Origin of the sequence: Microcoleus sp. B4-D4 (assembly GCF_036705185.1) — a bacterium.
In the GTDB taxonomy this organism is placed as follows: domain Bacteria; phylum Cyanobacteriota; class Cyanobacteriia; order Cyanobacteriales; family Microcoleaceae; genus Microcoleus.
In genome coordinates this window covers 1-26207 of sequence record NZ_JAUBTX010000072.1, presented here as the reverse complement: position 1 = coordinate 26207, position 26207 = coordinate 1, and the positions used below count along the sequence as shown (strand labels likewise).

12 protein-coding genes are annotated in these 26207 nt (G+C 45.7%); 8 read left to right on the top strand and 4 right to left on the bottom strand.

The features are described from left to right. Positions 1–221: 221 nt before the first annotated feature. The 3 genes from QUB13_RS28865 to QUB13_RS28855 all read left to right on the top strand — a co-directional run bounded on the left by QUB13_RS28865 (position 222) and on the right by QUB13_RS28855 (position 12858). The gene (locus QUB13_RS28865; protein WP_333388136.1) at positions 222–1724 is read left to right on the top strand and encodes a UDP-N-acetylmuramoyl-L-alanyl-D-glutamate--2,6-diaminopimelate ligase; all 1503 of its coding nucleotides are present in this window, start codon (positions 222–224) and stop codon (positions 1722–1724) included. A gap of 169 nt (positions 1725–1893) precedes the next feature. Next, entirely contained in the window at positions 1894–7452 is a 5559-nt protein-coding gene (locus QUB13_RS28860; protein WP_333388134.1) for a trifunctional serine/threonine-protein kinase/ATP-binding protein/sensor histidine kinase, read from the top strand. Between the two features lie 39 nt (positions 7453–7491). Then, positions 7492–12858, top strand: a complete 5367-nt coding sequence (locus tag QUB13_RS28855; RefSeq protein ID WP_333388131.1) for a trifunctional serine/threonine-protein kinase/ATP-binding protein/sensor histidine kinase — start codon at positions 7492–7494, stop codon at positions 12856–12858. A gap of 498 nt (positions 12859–13356) precedes the next feature. Here QUB13_RS28855 and QUB13_RS28850 read toward each other — a convergent pair whose 3' ends face one another. Beyond that, a complete protein-coding gene (locus QUB13_RS28850) occupies positions 13357–14925 on the bottom strand; it encodes a sensor histidine kinase (RefSeq protein ID WP_333388128.1) in 1569 nt (522 codons plus the stop codon). Positions 14926–15196: 271 nt separating this feature from the next. On the opposite strand from QUB13_RS28850, the gene QUB13_RS28845 reads away from it, so the two are divergent. Continuing rightward, positions 15197–16600, top strand: coding sequence for a TldD/PmbA family protein (locus QUB13_RS28845; RefSeq protein ID WP_333388139.1), 1404 nt, complete (start codon positions 15197–15199; stop codon positions 16598–16600). Between the two features lie 114 nt (positions 16601–16714). Here the strand turns inward: QUB13_RS28845 and patX are convergent, their stop codons facing one another. Further along, a complete protein-coding gene (gene patX, locus QUB13_RS28840) occupies positions 16715–16918 on the bottom strand; it encodes a heterocyst-inhibiting protein PatX (RefSeq protein ID WP_333388125.1) in 204 nt (67 codons plus the stop codon). Between the two features lie 382 nt (positions 16919–17300). Between patX and QUB13_RS28835 the strand changes: the two genes are divergently transcribed. Both QUB13_RS28835 and QUB13_RS28830 read left to right on the top strand, forming a co-directional pair. Further along, positions 17301–17603, top strand: a complete 303-nt coding sequence (locus QUB13_RS28835) for a hypothetical protein (protein ID WP_333388123.1) — start codon at positions 17301–17303, stop codon at positions 17601–17603. Positions 17604–17950: 347 nt separating this feature from the next. Continuing rightward, a complete protein-coding gene (locus QUB13_RS28830) occupies positions 17951–19087 on the top strand; it encodes an RNA-guided endonuclease InsQ/TnpB family protein (protein WP_333388121.1) in 1137 nt (378 codons plus the stop codon). Positions 19088–19156: 69 nt separating this feature from the next. Here QUB13_RS28830 and coaE read toward each other — a convergent pair whose 3' ends face one another. Continuing rightward, complete coding sequence (gene coaE / locus QUB13_RS28825; protein WP_333388118.1) at positions 19157–19780, bottom strand: dephospho-CoA kinase; 624 nt, start codon at positions 19778–19780, stop codon at positions 19157–19159. Positions 19781–19990: 210 nt separating this feature from the next. On the opposite strand from coaE, the gene QUB13_RS28820 reads away from it, so the two are divergent. After that, positions 19991–25135: a CHAT domain-containing protein gene (locus QUB13_RS28820; protein ID WP_333388115.1), complete on the top strand. Its 5145-nt coding sequence runs from the start codon at positions 19991–19993 to the stop codon at positions 25133–25135. Next, the gene (locus tag QUB13_RS28815; protein ID WP_333388113.1) at positions 25129–25287 is read left to right on the top strand and encodes a hypothetical protein; all 159 of its coding nucleotides are present in this window, start codon (positions 25129–25131) and stop codon (positions 25285–25287) included. The genes QUB13_RS28820 and QUB13_RS28815 overlap by 7 nt, the downstream gene beginning before the upstream one ends. A 438-nt stretch (positions 25288–25725) precedes the next feature. On the opposite strand, the gene QUB13_RS28810 is transcribed toward QUB13_RS28815, so the two are convergent. Continuing rightward, positions 25726–26085, bottom strand: coding sequence for a transposase (locus tag QUB13_RS28810; protein WP_333388110.1), 360 nt, complete (start codon positions 26083–26085; stop codon positions 25726–25728). Positions 26086–26207 lie beyond the last annotated feature (122 nt).

Sequence of the window (26207 nt, the reverse complement as noted above, 5' to 3'; positions counted from 1 at the left end):
TCTTTATATATACGTCTAAAGAGGGCTAAAGCCCAATTACGTACCTATTTCTAGGATGACAATTAATCCACCCTGCCCTTAATAAGGGGAGTAGGGGGTGGGACAAGATTCTTCTCAAAGTCCCTCTTCTTAAGGGGGATTTAGGGGGATCGGGATATATGCAACTTCATATTAAATTGGTATAAGTCATATTCAAGACATCCAAGTGAGGAGTTTTTCAGATGAAATTGAGAGAATTATTAGCAGCACTTCCCGGCATTTCCTTTGACACCCAACATCTGGCCCTCGATGCAGAAGTCAAGGGTTTATCGACTAATTCCCACGCTTGCGGGGCGGGAGATTTGTTTTTAGGAATGCCGGGAACTCGCGTAGATGGGGGAGATTTTTGGCAAAGCGCGATCGCCAGCGGTGCAATTGCCGCCATAATTTCCACCCAAGCAGCCGAGAAAACCCCCTCCCAAGACGGGGGTACTTGTGTCATCGCAGCAGCCGATATGTCTCAAGTTTGCGGTCAAATAGCCACCGCATTTTACGGGAATCCAGCTAACAAATTAAAACTTGTCGGCGTTACCGGTACTAACGGCAAAACTACAACAACTCATTTAATCGAATTTTTGCTCAATGAAATGCAGTTGCCGACGGCGATTTTTGGCACGCTTTACACTCGCTGGCCCGGTTTCCAACAAACTGCACTTTACACCACACCTTTTGCAGTAGACCTGCAAAAACAACTAGCAGAAGCTGCCGCCGCTGGATGCAAATACGGCGTGATGGAAGTCAGTTCCCACGCTTTGGCACAGCAGCGGGTTTTGGGCTGTACTTTTGAAGTTGCTGTGTTTACAAACTTGACTCAAGACCATCTCGATTATCACCGCGATATGGAGGATTATTTTGAGGCAAAATCTCTGTTGTTCGGTTCCGATTATCTCAAGAATCGCGCTGTAATTAATATTGACGATGCCTACGGACGGCGGATTGTGGAAAGTTTAAAATCGGAGAAAGTTTGGAGTTACAGCACAACCGATAAAACGGCTGATTTGTATGCTTCAGATTTACAATATCAGCCCGACGGAGTTAAGGGAATTCTGCACACTCCCAAGGGCGAAACTCCTTTTGTTTTGCCTTTAGTCGGTCAGTTCAATTTATCAAATATGTTGGCTGCTGTCGGCGCTGTTTTAGAATTGGGTTTAGATTTGTCCGCAATTGTGGAGAAATTATCTCAGTTTTCGGGAGTTCCGGGACGGATGGAACGGGTGCAAATTAGTCCCGACCAAGATATTAGCGTGATTGTTGATTACGCGCACACTCCTGACAGTTTGGAGAACTTGTTGAAGGCTTCGCGGCCGTTTATTCCGGGGCAGATGATTTGCGTGTTTGGTTGCGGTGGCGATCGCGATCGCACAAAACGCCCGATCATGGGTAAAATCGTGGCAGAATTGGCCGATTTAGCCGTTGTTACTTCCGACAATCCGCGTACCGAAAATCCCGATCGCATTTTGGAAGATGTTCTCGCAGGTATCCCCGCCACCGTAAAGCCTGTCGTCATGGGCGATCGCGCGGCCGCAATTCGCACTGCTATTATGGACGCTAAACCCGGAGATGGCGTGCTGATTGCCGGAAAGGGACACGAAGATTATCAGATTTTGGGCACCGAAAAAGTCCATTTTGACGATCGAGAACAAGCACGAGATGCCTTAAAAGCCAGAATGAATTCGGTTAACTGAATGCGGTTAACTGTTAACGGTTAGCTGTTCGCGGTTAACTGTTAACGGTTAGCTGAATGCGGGCTGTAAAATTTGTTGTATTTTTAAGTATTGATACCAGGGTAGAATCTGATTTGCACTAGATTATAATAGTAAGACAAAATAATTTTCTAAAAAAATAATTATTGCTATGATAGAACTAACTGGCTATCAAATTCTCGATCGAATTTACTCAGGCACTCGCACCCTAGTTTATCGCGGAACTCGCCTCTCGGACCAAAAACCTGTCGCCATCAAAGTCTTGCGGAACGAGTATCCCACCTTCAGCGAACTCTTGCATTTTCGCAATCAATACACGATCGCCAAAAACCTCAACTTGCCCGGAATTATTCAAACCTACAGCGTGGAAGCGTACCAGAATGGCTATGCGTTGATCGTGGAAGACTTTGGGGGAATTTCCCTGAAGGAATGGACGGGGAAAGGGGAAACAGTTCCGTCTCTCGTTGAATTTTTGCAAATAGCGATATACCTCTGCAATACATTAGATATACTTTGCCGCCAGCGCATTATTCACAAAGATATTAAACCCGCCAATATTCTCATTAATCCAGAGACTAAACAAGTCAAACTCATTGATTTTAGTATTGCATCTTTGCTGCCAAGGGAAACTCAAACCCTGATGAGTCCCAACGTGCTCGAAGGAACACTCAGCTATTTATCTCCAGAACAAACAGGAAGAATGAATCGCGGGCTTGACTACCGCACAGACTTTTATTCATTAGGTGTAACTTTTTACGAATTGCTAACAGGAAAATTGCCATTTCAATCCAGCGATCCGATGGAATTGATCCACTGTCATATTGCCAAGCAACCGCCCTCTGTACGTGAAATTAATCCCGAAATTCCCCTTGTGCTCTCGGAGATTGTCAGCAAATTGATGGCTAAAAATGCTGAAAATCGATATCAGAGTGCATTAGGGCCCAAAGCCGATTTAGAAACTTGTTTGCAGCAACTCAAAGAGACAGGTAAAATTGAGAGTTTTGCCATTGGGCGGCGCGATGTGTGCGATCGCTTTATCATACCCGAAAAACTCTACGGCAGAGAAACCGAAGTTGCCCAATTATTAGCAGCATTCGATCGAGTAGCAAACCCCTCTAAATTTCGTTTTCCAGAAGAGCCTGGAAACGAGAGAAACGAGGGAAAAGAAGACTCACCTCTTACTAATGGCGGTTGGGGGGAATCGAATTTATCCCGCAGCGAAATGATGCTAGTTGCAGGATTTTCCGGCATTGGTAAAACCGTTGTAGTCAACGAAGTTCACAAACCCATAGTTCGCCAACGCGGTTATTTCATCAAAGGCAAATACGACCAATTTCAACGCAACATTCCCTTTAGTGCTTTTGTGCAAGCCTTCCGAGAATTGATGGAGCAATTACTCTCAGAAAGCGACGTTCAGCTACAGCAATGGCAAAGAAAAATTCAGAATGCTGTTGGCGAAAACGGTCAAGTTATTGTAGAAGTAATTCCCGAACTGGAACGAATTATTGGCAAACAACAGCCTGTCTCTGAACTTTTGGGAAGTGCCGCCGAAAACCGCTTCAATTTAGTGTTTCAAAAATTCATCTCTGTGTTTGCTACAAAAGAACATCCGTTAGTGATTTTTTTGGATGATTTGCAGTGGTCAGATTCAGCATCCCTGAAGCTTTTGCAAGTGTTGATGAGCGAAAAAGATAGTCAGAATTTGCTGGTAATTGGGGCATATCGGGATAACGAAGTATCTCCGGCTCATCCATTTATGTTGGCAGTAGCAGAAATGGAAAAATCCCAAGTAACGGTAAATACTATTACCTTGGAACCTCTGAGTCAAGCCGATATTAACGATTTGATAGCAGATACGCTCTCGTGCGATCGCCCTTTGGCTCAGCCATTAACCGAGTTAGTTTATCAAAAAACCAAAGGCAATCCATTTTTTGCCACGCAATTTCTCAAATCGCTACAGGAAGATGGGCTGATTGCATTTAACTCCACCCCCCTTTCATCCCCCCTTACCAACGGGGGACAGAGGGGGGTAACAGGGGGGTGGCAGTGTGATATTGCCAAAGTCAAAGCCCTAACTATCACTTCGGATGTGGTGGAGTTTATGGCGCTGCAATTGCAGAAGTTGCCCCCAGAAACTCAGGATGTGCTGAAGTTGGCTGCGTGCATTGGAGCGCAGTTTGATTTGAATACATTGGCGGTAGTCAGCGAGAAGTCGCCGGAAGAAACTGCGGCGGATTTGTGGAAATCATTGCAAGAAGGATTCATCTTACCAACCAGTGAAATTTACAAGTTTTATCAAGGAAAAGAACCTCGGAAAAAAACCGATATATTGCCAACTACCGCCGATCAATTACCTAACTACAAATTTCTACACGATCGCATTCAACAAGCGGCTTATTCCCTAATTCCAGAAGATCAAAAACAAGCCACTCACCTGAAAATAGGGCAACTGTTGCTGCAAAAAAGTAGTGAAACTCAACGTCAGGAAAGGATTTTTGATATTGTCGGTCATTTCAACTTTGCCCGCGGGCTGATTTCCGAACGAACAGCACGTTATGAATTAGCCTCGCTCAACTTGCAGGCTGGGAAAACCGCAAAAGCTGCCGCAGCCTTTGACGCGGCATTGATATTTGTCAATACAGGTATTAGCAGCTTACCAGCCGATAGCTGGCAAGAACAATATACTCTGACGCTGGCGCTGCACAATTTGGCAGCCGAAGCAGCGTATTTGTGCAGCCAATTTGAACAGATGGAACAGCTAATTACTGCGATTTTGCAACAAGCAAACCAACTGATCGACAAAGTTAGCGCTTACGAGATTCAAATCCTCGCTTACCTTGCCCAAGGCCAGCCCCAGGATGGCGTTTACACAGCAATTGATGTGCTCGGGCAGTTTGGGATTCGGCTTCCCAAAAACCCGACTCAGCCTCAAGTATTGCTGGGTTTAGCCAAAACTAAGTTGATTCTCGGTAACAAGAAACCGGAACAGTTGGTGAATCTGCCAAATATGACAGATGCTAACAAATTGGCAGCGATGCGAATTCTTTCTAGTGCTGCTTCTGCTGCCTATCTTTGTGCTCCGAAGTTGATGCCGCTACTGGTATTTGAGCGGGTTAATTTGTCTGTACGGCACGGCAATACCGCCCTATCAGCTTTTGGCTATGCTTGGTACGGACTGATCCTCTGCGGCATACTCATGGATATCGAAGGAGGCTATCAGTTTGGACAACTTTCTCTGCAATTACTAGAGCGTTTTAACGCGACGGATTTGAAAGCGAAAGTGCTATTTATGACTTATACGTTTATCAGCCATTGGCGCGATCGCATCGCAGATACAATGCCAGCGCTGTTAACAGCTTACCAGAGCGGTTTAGAAACGGGAGATGTAGAATATGCTGCTTGGGCAGCTTTGGTTCATTCTTACAATCGCTACTGGACAGGGGAGAACTTAACGGAAGCAGAAGCAGGGATTCGTTCTTTGATAACGGCGATCGCTCCTTTCAACCAAAAAAACGGCTCTCTTTACATCCAGATATACCATCAAGCGACCTTAAATCTTCTGGGTCATTCTAGCGATCCGAGTTGCTTGTCCGGCGAAAGCTATCGGGTTGCTGAAGATATTCCCGCACAGGTGGCGGCGAACGATCGTACAGGGTTATTTTTTAGTTACGTTTGCCAGCAGCATCTTAATTATTTGTTCGGGCAGTATGACGCAGCAATTGAGAAGTCAAACGCTGCTAAACCCTACTTTGATAACTGCGTTTCCTCGCTTCCAACGGTTCTGCACTACTTTTACGATTCTCTGGCACAACTGGCAATTTACGCGGCTGCAACTTCAAAAGAACGCCAGCAAATCCTCAAGTGCATTCAGGCGAGTCAGAAACAACTGAAGAAATGGGGGAACTATGCCCCGATGAATTACCAACATAAGTTTCTTTTGGTAGAAGCAGAAAGGTATCGGGTACTGGGGCAAAAACTAGAAGCGATCGACTATTACGATCGCGCCATTCAACTCGCTAAAGAAAACCAATTCCTCAACGAAGAAGCCTTAGCAAACGAACTCGCCGCTAAATTCTACCTCGACTGGGGCAAAGAAAAAGTCGCCACAGGCTATATGCAGGAAGCCTACTATTGTTACGCCCGCTGGGGAGCCAAAGCGAAAACCGATGACCTAGAAAAACGCTATCCCGATCTGCTGCGCCCTATCTTACAACAGTCCGCCCAACCGCTCTCTATTTTAGAAACCCTATCCACCCTCACCAATCCCACCTACTCCATTCATTCGATCGGCAACCACAGTACCTCAAGCAGCTCCATCAACCATGCTCTAGATTTTTCAACGCTACTGCAAATCTCCCAAGTCATCTCCAGCACGATCGAGCTGGATGAGTTGCTGCAAATTGTGACCCAAACCATGTTACAAAACTCGGGAGCCGATCGCTGTGCACTGATGCTCTGCCAAGATCAAGAATGGCAAGTGCGGGCGATGGCTACGTGGGGACACATTAGCCTGGAAACGGAACCCCTAGAGAACAATCCCACGCTTCCCGTTAAATTAATTCAGTATGTCAAAAACACCCTAGCAGCAGTTGTCATCGATCGCGCCAAAACCGATCTGCCTGTGATTGACGATTATTTAGATCGTCACCAACCAGAGAGTTTGTTGGGTTTGCCAATTCTAAATCAGGGGAATTTGGTCGGCATTTTGTATCTAGAAAATCGGATAACCAGTGGGGTGTTTAGTCGCGATCGCCTCCTAGTGCTGAGTTTTCTCTCTAGTCAAGCGGCGATCGCCCTGGAGAATGCCCGCCTCTATCACCAATTGCAGCAGACTTTGAATGAACTTCAGCAAGCTCAGATCCAAATGATCCAAAGTGAAAAGATGTCAGCATTAGGTAATCTAGTGGCAGGGGTTGCCCATGAAATCAATAACCCCGTTGGTTTTATTGCCGGGAACCTTAATGAAGCTAATGCTGGAGTCCAAGATTTAATTGATTATTTGCACCTCTATCAAGAAAGGTTTCCTCAACCGGGAGCAGAATTGATTGAGAAAGCAGAGGAAATAGATTTAGATTATCTAGTTGAAGATTTACCCAAGATGTTGACCTCCATGAAAATAGGGTGCGATCGCATCAAAAACATCAGCACCTCCCTCCGCACTTTCTCTCGTGCCGATACGGCCCATAAAGTTGAGGCTAATATCCACGAAGGACTCGATAGCACTTTAATGATTTTACGCCACCGCCTGAAAGCCAATGAAAAGCATCCTGAAATTAAAATCATTAAACAGTACGGCAATCTCCCCAAAGTACAATGTTATTTGGGAGAATTAAACCAGGTATTTATGAATCTGCTGGCGAATGCGATCGATGCCTTAGAAGAATCGAATCAAGGACGGAATTTTGCGGAAATTCAAGCCCATCCCAATCAAATCACTATTCGGACAGAAGTAGAAGGTGAAGAGGTAAAAATTGCCATTTTCGACAACGGAAACGGAATGTCTGAAGAGATAAAAAATAGTGTTTTCGATCATCTATTTACCACTAAAGAAGTGGGAAAAGGCACGGGTTTGGGATTGGCGATCGCCCGTCAAATCATTGTCGAAAAACATAATGGACAAATTACAGTTAATTCTGTAGTTGGTGAGGGTACTGTGTTTAAGATCACAATTCCCTGTTATCCAAGGAATTATAATTACATTGAATCTTGATTCAGGTTTGATAATTCTCTAATAGGTGATAACCGAGTTATGAATGCCCACCCATATTTGTCAGGCTATCAAATTACAGAACAATTATACGCAGGTACGCGCACCCTCGTCTATCGAGCTATCCGTACCAGCGATGGACAACCGGTTGTCATCAAACTCCTGCAAAATGAATATCCCAATTTTACCGAACTCCTGCAATTTCGCAACCAATACACCATTGCTAAAAACCTTAAATTCCATAGCATTATTCAACCGCTGACTCTAGCACAATATCACAATAGCTATGCCTTAGTCATGGAAGACTTTGGCGGAGTCTCCCTATCTAATTATCTCAAAATAGCAACAAATGAAGGGAAAATCAATAAATTTTTACCTTTAGTAGAATTTCTTAACATCGCGATCCAACTTACAGATATTCTCCACTATCTCTATCAAAATAGAGTCATTCACAAAGATATTAAACCTGCCAATATCTTAATTAAACCAGATACAAAACAAGTTAAGATAATTGATTTTAGTATTTCTTCCCTGCTACCGCGAGAAACCCAAGAAATTCAAAATCCCAACATCTTAGAAGGAACATTAGCCTATATTTCCCCAGAACAAACAGGCAGAATGAATCGAGGCATTGACTATCGCAGCGACTTTTATTCCCTAGGAGTGACACTTTATGAGTTATTGACAGGAGAATTACCATTTATCTCAGAAGATGCGATGGAATTAGTGCATTGTCATTTGGCTAAACACCCAATACCCATCCATCAAATTAATGCAAAAATCCCCCTAGCCTTGTCAGAAATTGTTAGCAAACTGATGGCAAAGAATGCCGAATATCGTTATCAAACTGCTTTGGGAATCAAATATGATTTAGAGATTTGTTTAGAGCAATTACAAACCACAGGTAAGATAGAAAACTTCAAATTAGGAGAGCGAGACCTTAGCGACAGATTTACCATACCCGAAAAACTCTACGGTCGAGAAAAAGAAGTTAATCAACTATTAGCAGCCTTTGAAAGAGTTAGTACAGGTGCAGCCGAAATAATGCTAGTGGCGGGTTTCTCTGGTATTGGAAAAACAGCAGTAGTTAATGAAGTACATAAACCCATTGTCCGTCAACATGGTTACTTCATCAAAGGCAAATACGACCAATTTCAACGTAATATTCCCTTCAGTGCATTTGTGCAAGCATTCCGCGATTTAATGGGCCAATTATTATCAGAAAATGATGCTCAAATTCAACAATGGAAAAATCAAATATTAGAGGCAGTAGGAGAAAATGGACAAGTATTAATTGATGTCCTTCCTGAGTTAGAAAATATTATCGATAAACAGCCACCAGCCACGGAATTATCAGGCAGTGCCGCCCAAAATCGCTTTAATTTACTATTTCAAAAATTTGTGCAAGTTTTCACAACCATTGAACATCCCTTAGTAATGTTTTTAGATGACTTGCAATGGGCTGATTCTGCTTCCCTAAATTTATTAAAATTACTGCTGCAAGATACGGGATATTTATTAGTATTAGGAGCTTATCGCGATAATGAAGTCTCCCCAGTGCATCCATTTATTTTAACTGTAAATGAGATGGTAAAAACGGGGGCAACAGTCAATACAATTACCTTGCGCCCGTTAACGGAATTAGATTTGAATTCCTTGGTAACAGATACACTCAATTGTGAATCATCTCTTGCCCAACCTTTAACCAACTTAGTTTATCAAAAAACTCAAGGAAATCCATTTTTTGCCACCCAGTTTCTCAAAGCCTTACATGACGATAAATTAATTAGTTTTGATTGGGATATCCAGCATTGGCAGTGCGATATTGCCCAAGTTAAAGCCTTAGCACTTACTGATGATGTCGTAGAGTTTATGGCACTGCAATTGCAAAAATTGCCGATACAGACTCAGGATATCCTTAAATTAGCAGCTTGTATTGGGGCTGAATTTGATTTAAATACCTTAGTTATTGTGAGCGAACAATCGGCAGGAGCTACGGCTACGGCTTTATGGAAATCTTTGCAGGAAGGCTTGATTATTCCAACTACCAGAATTTATAAATTCTTTATTCAATCTGATAGCGAAGAAGTTTTCCAAGCTTCAGCCAATCCCACTTATCAGTTTTTACACGATCGCGTTCAACAAGCTGCTTATTCTTTGATTCCTGAGACATTGAGACAATTAACTAGCTTTCAAATCGGCAGGCTTTTGCTGGCTAGTATTTCCCTAGAGGAACAAGACAGCAAAATTTTTATGGCAGTCAATTACTTAAATCAGGGCTTGGAATTTCATCAAAGCCAAGAAGAATGTTTAGAACTTTTAGAGCTAAACTGTATTGCTGGAAAAAAGGCTAAAGAGTCTACTGCCTATGGGGCTGCTGTTAACTATTTTATGGTAGCCGAACGCTTGTTGCCTCCAAATAGATGGCAGCAATGCTATGAAAAGTCCTTAGAAGTTTATTTTCATCTAGCAGAAGTTCAATATTTGTCGGGTGATTTTTCATCGTCTCTGAAAATTGTTGAACTCATCTCTCGCTTTGCAAGAGAACAAATTGAAAGAGCGAAAGCCTTTAACCTAGCGATTCTGATGTTTACATTGCAAGGTCAGTATCTCCAAGCACTTCAGTATGGACAAAAAGCATTGTCTTGCTTGAATTTTGATTTATCAGAAATTGACTTATCAGAGAAACTAGAATCTTATCAAAATGAGATTCAAATAACATTAGCGAATCGCAGGCCAGAGCAGCTTGTAAATGAACCAGTAGCAACCGAACCAGAGAAACGTCTAATTATTAAAATCCTGGATAATTTAATAGTACCCGTCTATGTTTTACAGAAGGGAGAGCTATACTTTTTCGTTGCATTGTCGATGGTTTCAGTATCTCTCAACTGTGGGGTGATAGCTGAATCTGGAAACGGATTTTCAGCTTATGGTATGTATCTAGGATATTATCATCATCAATATCAATTTGGCTATGAATTTGGAGTGCTTGCAGAAAGTTTAGCTAAACGATTCAGACAATCAGATACTCTATGCAAGGCTTGCTATATGTTAGGGAACAATCTCCTTTCTTGGGTGCGTCCCTTGCGTTGCTCGATCCCTATCTTTGGTGAAGGATTAGTGGCTGGGCTAGAGTCTGGGGAGATGGTCTTCTCTGGCAATCTTTTGATGTATAAGCTGATCAATTCATTTTATGCCGGAGATAGCATATTAGCAGTTCAGCAACATCTTCCTGAATACTTAGAATTTGCTGCCAAAAAACTTAACTATCAACTTGCTGTAGATGTTATCTCTGGATTAAATATTTGGCTGGCTGAACTGACAGCTAGTTCTACGGAGAACCTCCCGACTGAAGAACAGCATCTTCAGGTATGTAAGATCAACAACAGCGATTATGCAATTTGCCACTATTTGCTTCTCAAAACTAAGGTTCTATGTTTTTACGGACGTTATGCAGAAGCAGTGGAATCATCTCAGGGGGCTGAAGAGCTTGTTGGTACAATTACCGGAAAATATCAAGTTGCCGCTATCAATTTTTATCAATCTATTGCGATCGCTGAATATTGTCGAACTCATTCTCTAGGCCCGGACAATAGTTACATCCAAAAAGTTAAATCAAACCAAGAACAACTGAGTTTATGGGCAGCGAGTTGTCCGGAAAATTTTGCTCATAAGTACGATCTCGTTAATGCTATTTTAACCGGTTTATCTGGACAAAAATTAGAAGCGATCGAGCTATACGATCGCGCAATAGCAGGAGCCAAAGCCAACGAATACATCCAAGAAGAAGCCTTAGCCAACGAACTCGCTGCTAAATTCTATCTGGATTGGGGAAAAGAAAAATTTGCTGTAATTTATATGCAGGAAGCCTACTACTGCTATGCCAAATGGGGAGCAAAAGCCAAAGTTAATGACTTAGAAAAAAGCTATCCTCAACTCCTCGCAACCATCCTACAACAACCTCGCGCTATTAATTCCTTGAAGGAAACATTGATCCGAGGAACGATCGCTTCTACCCATACCTCTAGCACTGCCTCTGAAGCCTTGGATTTGGCAACTCTGCTCAAAGCCTCTCAAGCGATTTCTGGAGAAATTGAACTCAATAAACTTCTAACTACTCTCCTAGAAATAGTCATTACCAATGCTGGAGCCAGTAAATGTGTCTTACTCCTCAAACAAGATACAGATTTAAAAGTAGTAGCCCTGGTAGCACAAGGAGAAGCGCCACAACTATTACCATCAATTCCTCTAGAATCTAGCCCAGATATAGCAATTAGTTTGGTAAATACTGTCAAGCGAACTTTATCCCCTTTAGTATTAGCAGATGCCCGGATAAATTCTCAGTTTGCTGGCGATCGTTACATTCAAAAATATCAGCCAAAAAGTGTTCTTTGTAGCCCAATTATGAATCAAGGGCAGTTGATTGGAATTTTATATCTGGAAAATAACTTAACTGTAGGGGCATTTACCACCGATCGCGTGGAAGTCCTGAATCTAATTTGCGCTCAAGCTGCCATTTCCTTAGAAAATGCTCGTTTATATCAAGCAGCACAACAAGCCTTAACTGACCTACAACAAGCTCAACTAACAATAGTTCAAAGTGAAAAAATGTCAGCATTGGGTAATTTAGTGGCTGGGGTTGCTCACGAAATTAATAACCCTGTTGGTTTCCTCGGTGGCAATATTCAGCCCGCCTTAGATTATATCAATGATTTATTCGGATTGCTCGATTTAGTTGAGAAAGAATCTGCTCATTTTAGTGTGACAGTTAAGGAAGAAATAGAAGCGATTGAGCTTGACTACATCCGGGAAGACTTACCAAAATTAGTCAGTTCAATGCAGGAAGGTGTGAAGCGAATTCAAGACATTAGCACAAGTTTGCGAACCTTCTCTCGTGCGGATACTAATCATCCGGTTGCTTGCAATATCCACGATGGGATTGACAGTACCATTATGATCCTGAAACATCGCCTAAAAGCCAACGAAAATCGTCCAGAAATTAAAGTGATTAAAGACTATGGTAATTTACCTCAAGTGGAATGTTATGCCGGACAATTGAATCAGGTATTTATGAATTTATTGAGTAATGCTATTGATGCACTGGAAGATTTGAACCAAGGGTTTAGCTATCAAGAAATTGCTAATCAAATTACTATAAAGACTGAGTTATCGGAAAATAAGAAACAGGTAATAATTCAAATTAAAGACAATGGAATTGGCATGATTGCAGAGGTGCAGACCAAGATTTTTGAGCATTTATTTACAACTAAAGGTGTGGGAAAAGGAACGGGTTTGGGATTGGCGATCGCCCGTCAAATCATTGTCGAAAAACATGGAGGAGCAATTCATGTCAACTCTCGACTGGGAGAAGGAACAGAATTTATCATCACCTTACCCACTAAAACATAACCTAAAAGTCAGTGTTTTGCTAAGGATCGAAAACTTAATAACTTAAACACCTCCTACAGTCCTCTCTCCTGTAAGTTGCCTTCCTCAAAGGAGGCTCTTCCTCGCCCCAGAAGCATTACCAGGCTCTTCCTGGTAACGAGCAACCTCATCTTTCGCTCGAAATGCTATATGTTTGATTGATATCAATTCCGGTTGTACCGTCAGGTGATTGTTGACTGTTGACTGTTGACGGTTGACTGTTGACTGTTGACGGGCGGGTCGAAAAACTGAATGGTTGAGTGTTAACTGTTGACTCGATTTTATTATTCCGATGCAACCGGAAACGATATAACAATTCGGCTGCCGATCTTTTTTAGCACAAGTGGGTTAAATCTTTATTCAGTCTGGGTTTCAGGCGGGGTTGTTACCCCGCCGGGCGGCATAGAGGGTTGGTGAAACCCGCCCTTACCGATTTTTCCAATCACCAATTACCACCCAATAATAATCAATAACTAAGAACTATTGCAACGGCAAAAACACCGTCATCACCTCACCCTTTTCAGGGCGCTGACGAATTACCAATCTCCCCCCCGCAGCCCGAAATAAATTCTTAGTCACGCTCAAATTTAAGCTCAAACTCCCTGTTTCCGGCTGCACCATCAACAAAGGTCCGATCGACCTTAGAGGAGTATTAGTATTCGCTGCAAAAGTCGATTCGCCCTCAGCGTCAGGTAGGTGTTCTGATTCCAACTGCAATTTTAACTGATCGCCCGCCAAAGTCACCTCTACCTGAATGCGACTCCCCGAGGGCAAAGTTCGAGTAAAATTCTCAATCAAATTAGTTAAAACCTGATCCAACATTGTCGGATCGCTGACTACTGCCGGCAATTTTTGGGGCACAATAATTTCCAAAGTGTGGTTGCGCTGAATTGCTTGTTTTTGCCAGCGGGGAATGCTATTTTGCAGCACTTCACCGAGGGACATTGCTGTTAGCTGCATCCCAGAATTTTTAGCTTGCGACATTTCCAATTCCACGGCGCGGAAAATTAAACCGAAGCGATCGATCTGAGCGGTACACTCAGCATCAATCATTTCCAAACGTTTCACCACCACCGGTTCGAGTTTGGGACGTTTCAGCAGCAGCCGAGTCAGGGTGCGAATGGTGGCCAAAGGAGTGCGGACTTCGTGGGCGATCGCCTGTAGCAATTCCACTTCTTTGGTAGCATGAGGCAAATGAGACTTACAATTGATATTTTCCCGCCCTTTGAAGCTATCATCAACTCTTTCGTTTTTTCCCCTCGCCACTTCGTCTTTCCCAAGGGGCAAATGATGCAGCAGCAAGCGGGTGAACTGCGCGACTATTTGATAGTTTGGAGCTATAGGCAAAAACTGCTGGAATTGCGCGTCTAATTTTGTAGAATTATGAGTTAATTGGCTGACTGGCAAATTGATACCGCCGTCAGAATTGGCAAGCAAACAATCGCTGTCAGTCACCCTGCGCCGCAAAACTTCCCAAGCTTTGGCGGCTATTTGCGGGTCGAAAGAAAATAGAAAAGCCGGAATTCCCGCCGAATTTTCACCCAAAACCATCACCAGACTAAAAGTAGCAGTTAAAACCAAACAAAACTGCTCGTTTGCTAAAGGATCGCCGATCGCCAAAGCTAAAGCCGGGGCCGCCTCCGGTACAGATATTTGCTGCTCCGCCGCCGGTAGCAAAGCTAAAGTTTGTCTAGCACGAAAAGACCACAAACCTGCATCGTTGTCGGGAATACTGGTAAAAATCCAATTAGCAAAACCGGAAATGACAGCGGGCTCTGTCAAAACCGAAGACGGCCCGGACAAAACCAATCCCTGACAAGAATTGGGATTTGGGGAGAGACAGTGTTTTTGTTGTTGGGCGAGCATTTGATTCAAAGTTGCGATCGCCCCGTACCATTCCCGCTCAGCCTTGTGTCTAGCAGCCGCACGACTCCCAGGACACTTCTGGCGGCCGTTTTGGGCGATCGACCTCGGATCGGGACTGAGGTCATTTTCAGAGCCAGAGGAGGCTAAAATTTCGCTGATTGTTGGTAGAAAGTAAGTATTCACAGTAGTTATAAGCCCACCTTCACAGACGTGAAGAATGAAGTATTTATTTATAGGAATGTTTAGGAGCGAGAATTTAAGCAGCAGTAGGACGGAAACAACCAGCCTAATTTCTTGCGTCTTGCCCCTAACCCACAGGATATCTATATTTGTCAACTAACGATATTGGCAGAACCGTACCAATAAGTCGCAATCTCCGCGCTTCCGGCGATATTTTGGACGATCGCCCTAACAAAAGTGCAAAATGGATGCAGTCAAACACCCTGCTTTCCTTATGCCCACCTCGATCGCCGACTCAAAAAATCTGCTGTCAGACTTAATGGCACGCTACCGCAACCAAGTAGATTATCTAGCAATTCGACTCGAAGAAGCCGAAGGAACCGACATCCTGCTGCGGGGCGAAAAAATTGAAACCCTCAGCGAAGGAATCTCCATAGGAGGCCAAGTCCGAGCTTGTCACAAAGGCGGCTGGGGCTTTGCCAGTTTTAACCGACTTTCCACCCTCGCCGAAAGAATCGAAGAAGCCATCGCCGCGGCCAAACTGATCGGCGAAGAAGAAACAATTCTCGCGCCAGTAACGCCCGTACAGGACATTTGCTTCCTGCCGCTGACAGGAACAGACCCCCGTCTGGTGCCCTTAATTGACAAAAAACAATTGTGCGATCGCTACGCCGCAATTCTCCGCAGCATAGACCCCCGCATCGCCACCATCTCCGTGCGCTACGGCGACAGCACCCAGCGCATCATCCTCGCCACCTCCGAAGGCACCATGCTCGAACAAGGTTGGGCAGACATGGAAATGCGCTTTGCCGCCACAGCCCGCAGCGGGGAAACCGTACAAACAGGCCGGGAAACCACCGGTTCCCGCAAAGCTTACGAAGATTTAATGGAACTTGAAACCCAAGTTCGCAGCGCCGCCCAGCGCGCCGTAGACTCCCTAGCCTTACCCCCCGTCCAAGGTAACACCTACACCGTCGTCATCGACCCAATTTTGACCGGATTGTTCGTCCACGAAGCCTTCGGACACCTTTCCGAAGCCGACATGGCCTACGAAAACCCCGATATTTTGGAAGTGATGACCCTCGGCCGCCAGTTCGGCCCGAAAAACTTGCAAATTTTCGACGGTGCTGCGCCGGAGGGACACCGAGGCAGCTATTACTACGACGATGAAGGCACTCCGGCGACTACTACTCAGTTAATTAAAGACGGCGCATTAGTCGGGCGGCTGCACTCGCGGGAAACAGCGGGTAAGTTGGGAGAAACGCCTACCGGTAACGCTCGGTGTTTGAATTATCATTATCCGCCGATCGTCCGCATGACTAATACTTGGATCGAAAGAGGCGATACGCCGGTGCCGGACTTATTTTCTGGGATCGAAGAAGGAGTTTATGCGCGCAATTGGCAAGGCGGGATGACTAACGGCGAAATGTTTACTTTCAGTGCTGGGGAAGCTTGGATGATCCGCGACGGAAAACTCGACAATCCGGTGCGGGATGTGACTCTTTCGGGTAATGTTTTCAGCACTTTAGCCGATATTGAGGCGATCGGCGACGATTTTTACTGGGATGAATCCGGCGGCTGCGGTAAAGGAGGACAAAGCGGTTTACCCGTGGGCTGCGGCGGCCCGAGTTTGCGGATTCGCGACGTGGTTGTGGGCGGCGAAGCTGCCCCAGAGTAAAGCTTCAAAATAAAAAATCAAGGTAAAGTCGAAGATTCCTACTTGCGCTTTACCTTGATTTTTGTTACCTGCCGTCCGATTTTCTTTTGACCAAAAATATCCATTTTTGCGGATTTATCTCCCGCCTCCTCGTTCTGGTGGCGTATCTTTATCGTTATCTGCGTAAAAGGTCTGAGTGTCGGCTAGAGCGGTTAAAATTTCCGAAGCAGAGTTGTCTTGAGAGAAAAAGGTCGATCGAGCTTCTAAGCTTTGAGCGTTAACTGCAGTGGCGCTCAGTAACAGGCTTGACATCATAATGGAAGAGTAAACGCGCATCATAAAATTGGGTGTTTGTATTTTCCACTTCTTGATACGCAGCCTCTACTCTGATATCAGGGTAAAATTTGGAATTGCGGCGAAATCATCAGTTCGTAATTGACGGCACCTGCGATTTTTTTGAGTTTTCCTCAAAAGGGGGTAAAACCCCTCATTTAACTCGCTGATGCGCTCGTAAGTTCGAGTTTTCGCCCAATTGCTCGATCGCAAAATTATTCAACGTGTGTTTTTTTTTGAAATCCTCTTAAAACAAGCAAGCAAACAAACAAACACCGTAAGTTGTAATTTTTTATTAATATTCCGATTAAATTCATAATTTATTGATAAAGCATTTTTCGGCAACAATGGGTCACGATTGATAATCGGTAAAGCCATTCTCAGAAAGATGAGGTACTATCTGGGATTGGGAATTGGGCGGAGCGAAGCGGAGGGATTGGGAATTGGGAATTGGGCGAAGCGGAGGGATTGGGAATTGGGCGGAGCGAAGCGGAGGGATTGGGAATTGGGAATTGGGCGAAGCGGAGGGATTGGGCGGAGCGAAGCGGAGGGATTGGGAATTGGGCGGAGCGAAGCGGAGGGATTGGCCCGCGCAGGGCATTGGGCTATCCTCACCACGCTTGAGAACCGCTATAAAGGTGATTGCATAAATTTGCGATCGATCGCGAAACCGCAGATATCAGGCAGATAAATACACATAAACGCAGATAAATTGATTTTGTAGCAGATGCCTAAATCTCAACTCTCAAATCTCTAATCTCAAATCGACTCAGGATCGAAAACTTAATAAGTTAAACAGCTCCTACAGTCTTCTCTCCTGTAAGTTGCTTTCCTCAAAGGAGGCAGAGCCAAAGCATCTGCATTACCAGGCAGAGCCTGGTAACGAGCAATCTCTAATCTCAAATCGACTCAGTTGTTTGTCTACCAGAAAATTGGGGTTAGAGCCTCCCCCTTCTAGGGGGACTTTCTCCATATTTTTAGAGGAAGTTAGGCATTCCTATGATAAACGTGTTATCATAGGAACAGGAGGAAATTAAGATGCTCGTTCTCGAATTCAAGGCTTACGCAAAACCAGATCAATTCCAGGCAGTCGATGAAGCGATTAGAATTTGTCAATTCATTCGCAACAAATCGATCCGACTGTGGATGGATGGTGGCGCTAAATCTTGGTTCGATCTTTCTAAGTATTGTGCGATTTGGGCAAAAGAATTTGAATTTGCAAATAAGTTAGGTGCGATGGCCAGGCAGGCTAGTGCAGAAAGAGCATGGGCTAGTATTTCTCGATTCTTCGATCGTGTTAAAAAAGGCATTAAAGGTAAAAGAGTTGGGTTTCCTAAATTCCAGAAAAATTGTCGTTCTGTTGAGTACAAAACTAATTCTTGGAAGCTCTCGGAAGATAGGAAATCAATCATCTTTACCGATAAGTGTGGAATTGGCAGACTGAAGTTAAAAGGTACTCGCGACTTAAATTTCTATCAACCAGACAAAATTAAGCGGGTGCGGTTGGTAAAACGAGCAGATGGATATTACGTCCAGTTTTGCATCTCTGTAGAACGAGTAGAAACCGCTCCCATGACAGGCAAAACGATTGGACTAGATGTCGGTTTGAAAGAGTTTTACACTGATTCAAATGGCTTCATGGTTCCTAACCCTAGATTTCTGCATAGATGTGAAGCACGAATAAAACGTGCTGCGCGTCTTGTAAGTCGGAAAGTCAAGGGTGGGTCAAATCGCCGCAAAGCTAGAGTGATTTTAGGTAAGCGACATCTCAAAATAAGTAGACAGCGTAAAGACCATGCAATTAAGCTTGCAAGGTGCGTAATCACATCAAACGATGTAGTAGTTTACGAAGATTTGAGAGTGTCTAACCTGGTTGAAAATCACTGCCTAGCAAAATCAATAAGCGATGCTTCTTGGTATCAGTTCAGAGTGTTCTTAGAATATTTTGGAAAAGTGTTTGGTCGGATAACTATTGCGGTAAATCCTGCTTACACCAGTCAAGAATGCAGTAATTGCGGGGAAGTCGTTAAAAAATCTCTATCCACTCGAACCCATGCTTGTCAGTGTGGATGCGAGATGGATAGGGATCGTAATGCCGCAATTAATATCCTGAATCGCGGGATAGGTACGACGGGGCACGTCGGAACCTCTGTACTAGATGCAGTAAACGCTTAGGGAGATTGGATCTCTGGATCGGGTGCAGTAATGTTCTTGATTTAAGTCCGATCGCTGAACTAAGAATCCTCACGTCTTGAGGCCCAGGAGTGTCAACTGTAAAAATAGCGAGTCGAGGGTTGAGGAGTTATCCAAAACAACATCGGCTTGTTGGCACTTTTGAGCTAGCGGCATCTGAGCCTTAATCCGGGCATTCGCCCGATCGCAATTCAAGCCATCTCGCTGCATTAAGCGCTCTAACTGCACTTCGGGCGAACAGTACACCACCCAAATTTCGGTACACAAATCTGTCATGTTAGCTTCAAACAACAGCGGCACTGCCAAAACTACTGTCAATGTATTTGGTGATACCGGATTATGTGAAGCAATGCAGTTTTGAGTTGCTTCCACAAATCGGCGGCGTACATAAGGGTGAATCTGTTGTTCCAACCACTGCCGTTCGGCTGCGTTACAAAAAATAATATTTCCTAACTCTGGGCGATTTAAATTGCCGTCGGAAAACAAAATACTAGCGCCGTATCGTTCTACAATAGAGTCAAGTATTGGCGAACCGGGTTGCACGGCTTCGCGGGCATAAATATCGGCATCTAAAATCGGAAATCCACAGGCATCTGCCAGATAATTAGATATAGCGGTTTTTCCGGTGGCGATGCCCCCTGTCAAACCGATCGCGCGGACAACTGGATCGCTCATAATTTTCTCTTTGTTTAAACAAAACTGTGTGTTTCGACACTTGGTCTATGTGTTTGCTATGTTGGTGACACAATCAAAATTAGACTGAAAATTGGAAATTTGCGATCGAGAGCTAGCGTTAGGAAGTGTCAGCATTGGGGTGCGATCGACTCTTTTTTAGCTAAAATCTCCATTTTTAACTCAAATTTAAGTCTAGATCGAGGCAAACCTATGAATGCTCAACGTGCTGTGCGATCGATTCTGGCAGCAATTCCCCTTGCTGGATTTTTGATATTAGATTTTTTGCCCAACCTGGTTTTCCTCAAAGAAAACAGCAGCGGATGGGTAATTGTGGCAATTTATCCCCAATCTCAAATTGCCGCAGCACAATCGATCGTTCCAGCACCAGAGGGCGCAGGCACCGCCATCGCCCCAAAACCGGGCGCTCGCTACGACATTACAGGTGGCACAGCCTCGCGAGACGGAGCAAATCTGTTCCACAGTTTTACTCGATTCGGTTTGAATTCTGGCGAAACAGCCAATTTTATCTCCAATCCAACCATTAAAAATATCCTCGGCCGCGTTGTCGGCGGCGAGGCTTCGTTAATTAACGGTTTAATTCAAGTTAGCGGCGGCAATTCTAACTTGTACCTGATGAACCCCGCAGGGATTATTTTCGGAACCAATGCCCGACTCGACGTGTCCGGGTCTTTTTTTGCTACCACCGCTAGCGGTATCGGTTTTGACAGCGGCTGGTTCAACGGCACCGGGGCGAACGACTACGCGGCCCTCGTCGGAGAGCCGAATGCTTTTGCTTTTGGCGCGCAGTCGGGGAGTATTGTCAATGCCGGCGATTTGGCTGTGGGAAGCAGGCAAAATTTGACTTTGCTGGGCGGTACTGTCATCAGTACGGGGAAACTTTCAGCCCCCGGCGGTCAAATTACTGTGGCGGCCGTCCCTGGCGAAAATCGGGTGCGGTTGAGTCAAAACGGACTTTTGCTGAGTTTAGAATTTACTCCGGGTGCGGGAGTGTCGGGTTCGACAACTCTGCCTTTTTCTCCCCTGAGTTTGCCTCGACTGCTTTCGGGGCAAGGCGTTGCTGAGGCTACGGGTGTAACTGTGAACGATCGCGGTGAAGTCGTACTGACGGCCGGCCAAACAGTGCCTGCAATGGCAGGAACTGCGCTGATATCGGGTGCTGCAGACGTGTCTGCCAGGGGGGGCGCGGGAGGCAGTATCAACGTGTTGGGCGACAAGGTAGGGCTATTAGGAGCGAAGATTGATGCTTCGGGGGCAGACGGCGGCGGAACGGTGCGGATCGGCGGAGATTACCGGGGCGAGGGAACTGTGCCGAATGCGACGATGACTTATGTGGATGGCAAAAGTTCGATCGCCGCCAACGCCACAAACTCCGGTAACGGCGGCAGAGTTTTTGTCTGGGCGGACAACACGGCAGCATTTTTGGGCAGCATCAGCGCGACGGGCGTTTCTACAACTGGCGGCAGTGGCGGTATTGGCGGGTTTGTGGAAGTTTCGGGCAAGCAAAGATTGATTTTTAACGGTAATGTCGATACTTCCGGCACAAACGGTTTGGGAACTTTGCTGCTTGACCCGGAGAATATTTTAATTACAGATTCCGAAGCAGCGGCGGGTGATGCGGAAATTATTGCTAACAATAATATTTTGGCAACAGGAACGCCATCAGGACAGTTAAATGATTCCGATGCTTCGCTGACAATTTCTACCAGAGCTTTGGAAAGTCTTTCTGGGACGACAAATGTGGTTCTGGAAGCGCTCAACGATATTAAAATTGCTGATTTGGCGGACGGTCAGTTGAGTTTTGCAGCCACTACTGGTTCGGTGACATTCAGGGCAGATGCAGATCGCAGCGGTGCGGGTGCTTTTTCGATGAATCCTAGAGATACAATTAGCACGGCTGGCGGCGTGATCGCCATTTCGGGAAGTCAAATTACGGCGGGCAATTTGTCGAGCAACGGCGGAAATATTAGTTTAATAAGTCCGGGAACAACGGTTGCTAACAATATTTCGGCATCTAATTCTAGCAGCGGTACTAGCGGAAATATTTTGCTGGAAGGCCAAAACGTCACAGTCCAAAAAATTGATGCTAGCGGCTCTAAATCTGCGGCAAATGTAACTTTGACGGCTAGGAACATTCTGGGAGTGAGCTCGATCGCAGGGGGTTCTGGAAACATTACTTTGACTGGTAATGAAATTAATTTGACTGGTGGCAATAATTCGATCGGCGGCACTGGCTTTTTGGTAATGCAGCCTTGGAGCTCCGGTCAAAATATTGCGATCGGCGGTTCTGGAGATGTCGGTACTAATATTTATTTGAATCTGACAGCAAATGACCTCGGAAGTTTGGAAAACGGGTTTGCGGGAATTACGATCGGCCGCAGCAACGGTACCGGTGCGATTTTGATTGCTAATGATTTCACATTTTATGACCCGCTAATTATTCAATCGCCGGGGGGTTTGGGAACAATTGCTACTACAAATTCTTTGACTGGGGCTGACGATGCCTCAATTACTCTGAAAGCTGACGGCAATATTCGCATCGGAAATATCACTACCAACAATCAAGAAATTCGCATCGCCAGCACGACGGGGAATGTGACAACCGGTCAGCTACGCACGGGAACTCCCCCCAGCATCAGCACTTCTGTCAATTCTTCCAAGCTGCCGCGCACGTCGGCTGGTGATGTGAGCGTTACGGCAGAGGGTAGGGTGACTGCAGGCTCGATCGACACTAAGGGCGATCGCGGGGGTAACGTGACGCTGACTGGCGGTGCGGGAGTGACAGCAGAGGCGATCGAAGCTGGCGGTTCGCAAACAGGGGGAAATATTACTCTGACAGGTAATGAAATTGATTTGACGGGCGGTAAGAATTCGATCGCCAGCAACGGCAATTTGGTGCTGCAACCGTCCGATCCGGCTCAGAATATTACTATTGCCGGTGCTGCTGAGACTGAGGCTTTGGACTTGACTGCTGCAAAATTGAACTCGCTGCGGAACGGGTTTACTTCCGTAGCGATTGGCCGTGCTGACGGTAGCGGCATGATAACTATTGTTCCGCCCACAACAGCACCAAATTCAACAAATTCTACACCAGTCCCGGCGGTGACATTTCAAGACTCGACGACGATCCGATCGCCTTTTGGCCAGGGCGCGATCGCGGGAACGGGTGCGATCGCCGGTACTGATAACGCCACAATTTCTCTGATCGCAGGTACTGTCGCTGTCGGAGACGTTACCTCGAATGGGGGGATTAACATCACTAGCAGTCAGGGTAGCTTAACTGCTGGTGTTGTTTCATCTCGATCGGCGAACGGGGCGGGGGGCGATATCAACATCCGCAGCGCCGGTGGGGTAGCAGCGGGCAATGTCAATGCTTTCGGTGCCAAAAACGGCGGCAATATCTCGATCGCCGCGCCCGGCCAGATCGTGACGGGGGCTGTCAATTCGAGTTCGGAGTCGGGAAGTGCCGGTTCGATCGAGATTAACGGGCTCAAAGATGTTGAAGTTGCTTCGATCAAAGCTCGCGGCAATACCGGCGGCGATGTGGCAATCGATGCGGGAGGAGTGTTTCGGGCGGCGGGAACTGGAACGACTGCCGATCGCACATCGAGCGTTAGCATTTCTACAGACGGGCAGGTGCGATCGGGTTCGCTGACGTTGCTGCAAAGCGCTTGCCGCTCAGGAAACTGCAAGGCGACGACTGTAGCGGCGGGAAACTCGAAGCCGACGACTGGGGAATTGTCAACTGGGACACCGCTGGCGATCGTGCCTAGTCCGGCAGAAACTACCAGTGTGGAACTGAAAACTACAGGCACTTCTCAACAAATTGTCGTTCAGCCCCCCTCCGCGTCTGGGCCCAAGAGCAGTACCGCAAATGTCTCGCCAGAACCTGCTGCTGGGTCTATTGAGGTGCTGCCGAACGAAACTGACTCCCCCTCCTCATCCTCTCCTGTACTGCTGTCGTCGCGGGTGTTAAATGCCGATGGGGCCGCGCCTGCGGCAACAGCAAACGGCAGCGCGGCGACAGCACAGAAGCCCGCGAGTGGTGGAAATATAGAAAGTATCGGAAATGTGAGGGTTCCTGAGATTTCTCGATCGAGTGCGATGCAAATAAGTCCGATCGACGCTGTGCAGCAAAGGGATAGAATTCAGGGCCAGGAATTTGAGCGTTATTTTGGTGGCAATATCGCTCAAAAGTCGGTCACGCCGCAAAGTATTCGAGAGACTCTCAGCAGTGTCGATCGCTTGACAGGGGTTAAGCCGGCGATTGTTTATGTGTGGGCGCAACAGGAATATTTAGAACTTATGTTATTTTTGCCCGATGGCAAAAGTGTTTTTAAAACCGTGTCTGTAAGCCGCGAGACTGTGTTGGAAGTGGCCAAAGAATTCACTAATGCTGTGAGAACTCCTCGGAGATTGAATACTGCTGATTATAAAGCACCAGCCCAGGAACTTTATCAGTGGTTAATTGCACCGCTGCAACCGGAATTGGAGGCTAACAAAATTGACACCTTGGTGTTTTCGATGGATGCCGGTTTGCGAACTTTGCCTTTGGCTGCTCTTTTTGACGGCAAACAGTTTTTGGTAGAAAAGTACAGTTTGGGGCTGATTCCCAGTTTGAGTTTGACTGATACTCGCTATGCCGATGTTAGGGGTTCGGAAGTTTTGGCGATGGGTGCGTCGAAATTTCCGGCTAAATACGATCAAAATCCTCTGCCGGCTGTGCCGTTGGAAATATCGACAATTGTGGGTAAGATTTGGCCTGGTTCGTCTTTTCTGAATGAAGCTTTTACTCTGGCAAATTTGAAGGAAAAGCGCAATCAACCGCAATACAAAATTATTCATTTAGCGACTCACGGCGATTTTCAGCCAGGAGGGGCAGAAAATTCTTACATTCAGTTTTGGGATACTAAGTTGCGGTTGAATCAGTTGAATCAGTTGAAGTTATCCAACCCGCAGGTGGAGTTGTTGGTTTTGAGTGCGTGTACTACGGCGGTGGGTGACGAAGAGGCTGAGTTGGGGTTTGCGGGGTTGGCGGTGCACGCTGGCGTAAAATCGGCTCTGGCGAGTTTGTGGTATGTCAGCGATGCGGGTACTTTGGGGCTGATGACTGAGTTTTATCAGCAGTTGCGTACCGCGCCGATTAAGGCTGAGGCTTTGCGTCAAGCGCAGTTGGCGATGCTGCGGGGAGAAGTGCGCCTGCAGGATGGTTATTTGGTGCGATCGGGCAACAATCAAGCTCTGCCTTTGCCGCCGGAGTTGGCCGCCAGGGGCGATCGTAATTTGTCGCATCCCTATTATTGGGCTGCTTTTACCATGATCGGTTCGCCTTGGTAATTGCGAGGGAAGAGGGAAGAAGGAAGAAGGAAGAAGGAAGAAGGAAGTTCGGCAACGAGCAATGTACGGGATGTAACGGATGTAAGTCCGTCGGAAGAGGGAAGAGGGAAGAGGGAAGAAAGGAAAATGGTGCGATCGCGCAAACTGACTAATGATACCAATTTCAGTTGCACTCATACATGATGTTAACAGTCAACAGTTAACAGTTAACAGTCAACAGTCAACAGTGAATTTACTATTCCGATTAAGAGAGGATTTGATGTGACTAATGATATCAAATCCGCTCGCACTATCAATGATTAAAATATATAATTCCGATGGTATCTGAGGAGTCTGCAGGCAACAGTTAGAGCGAAAAAATCCGCGCGTTTAAGGTGTAAATCATAATACAAATATAATTTGTAACTGATTAATAGCAAACGGGGCGGTGTCCTATTTTGCCGTTATGATGTGGTGCGAAAGTTTGTTGACACTCACTCGGCCTGAAGGCACGAGGATTCTTGAAGAATTTATACTTCAATATCCCTATTTCTAGGGTTCCCAAACTCCCCACGTTTGCTCAATCGAGCGTGAGGATATCTTTTGGGCGTTTAGGCACTAATGCCAGGTTTCGCGGAGTCCCCGCGTACCAAATTCAAAGCCCGATCGCGAATAGTTTTTGCAGCACCAATATCAGCGTGTTCGTGATACCCGCATTCGGTACAAATGAACTTTTCGCCATCTCGATTATACTTGTCTTTATGACCGCAATTCCGGCATTCTTGGCTGGAGTATTTGGGATTAACTTTGATTACAACCTTTCCTTGCTTTGCAGCGAGATACTCGATCTTCAGAATTAATTCGCCCCAGCTAGCATCGGAGATAGAGCGGTTTAGACCTTTTTTCCTTGACTGTCCATTCTTAAGAAATCCACCTGTTTTCTCATCAACTTTTACTCGACATCGACGCATCAGTTTGAGTCGATGTGGGGTATTATCCCCAGCACCTCTCAGTTAGAACTGGACGTGCCCGTTTCCGTGCATCCAGCTCCCGATATTCTTGGGGATTGACCCTTTTGCTCATGTGTAAGTGG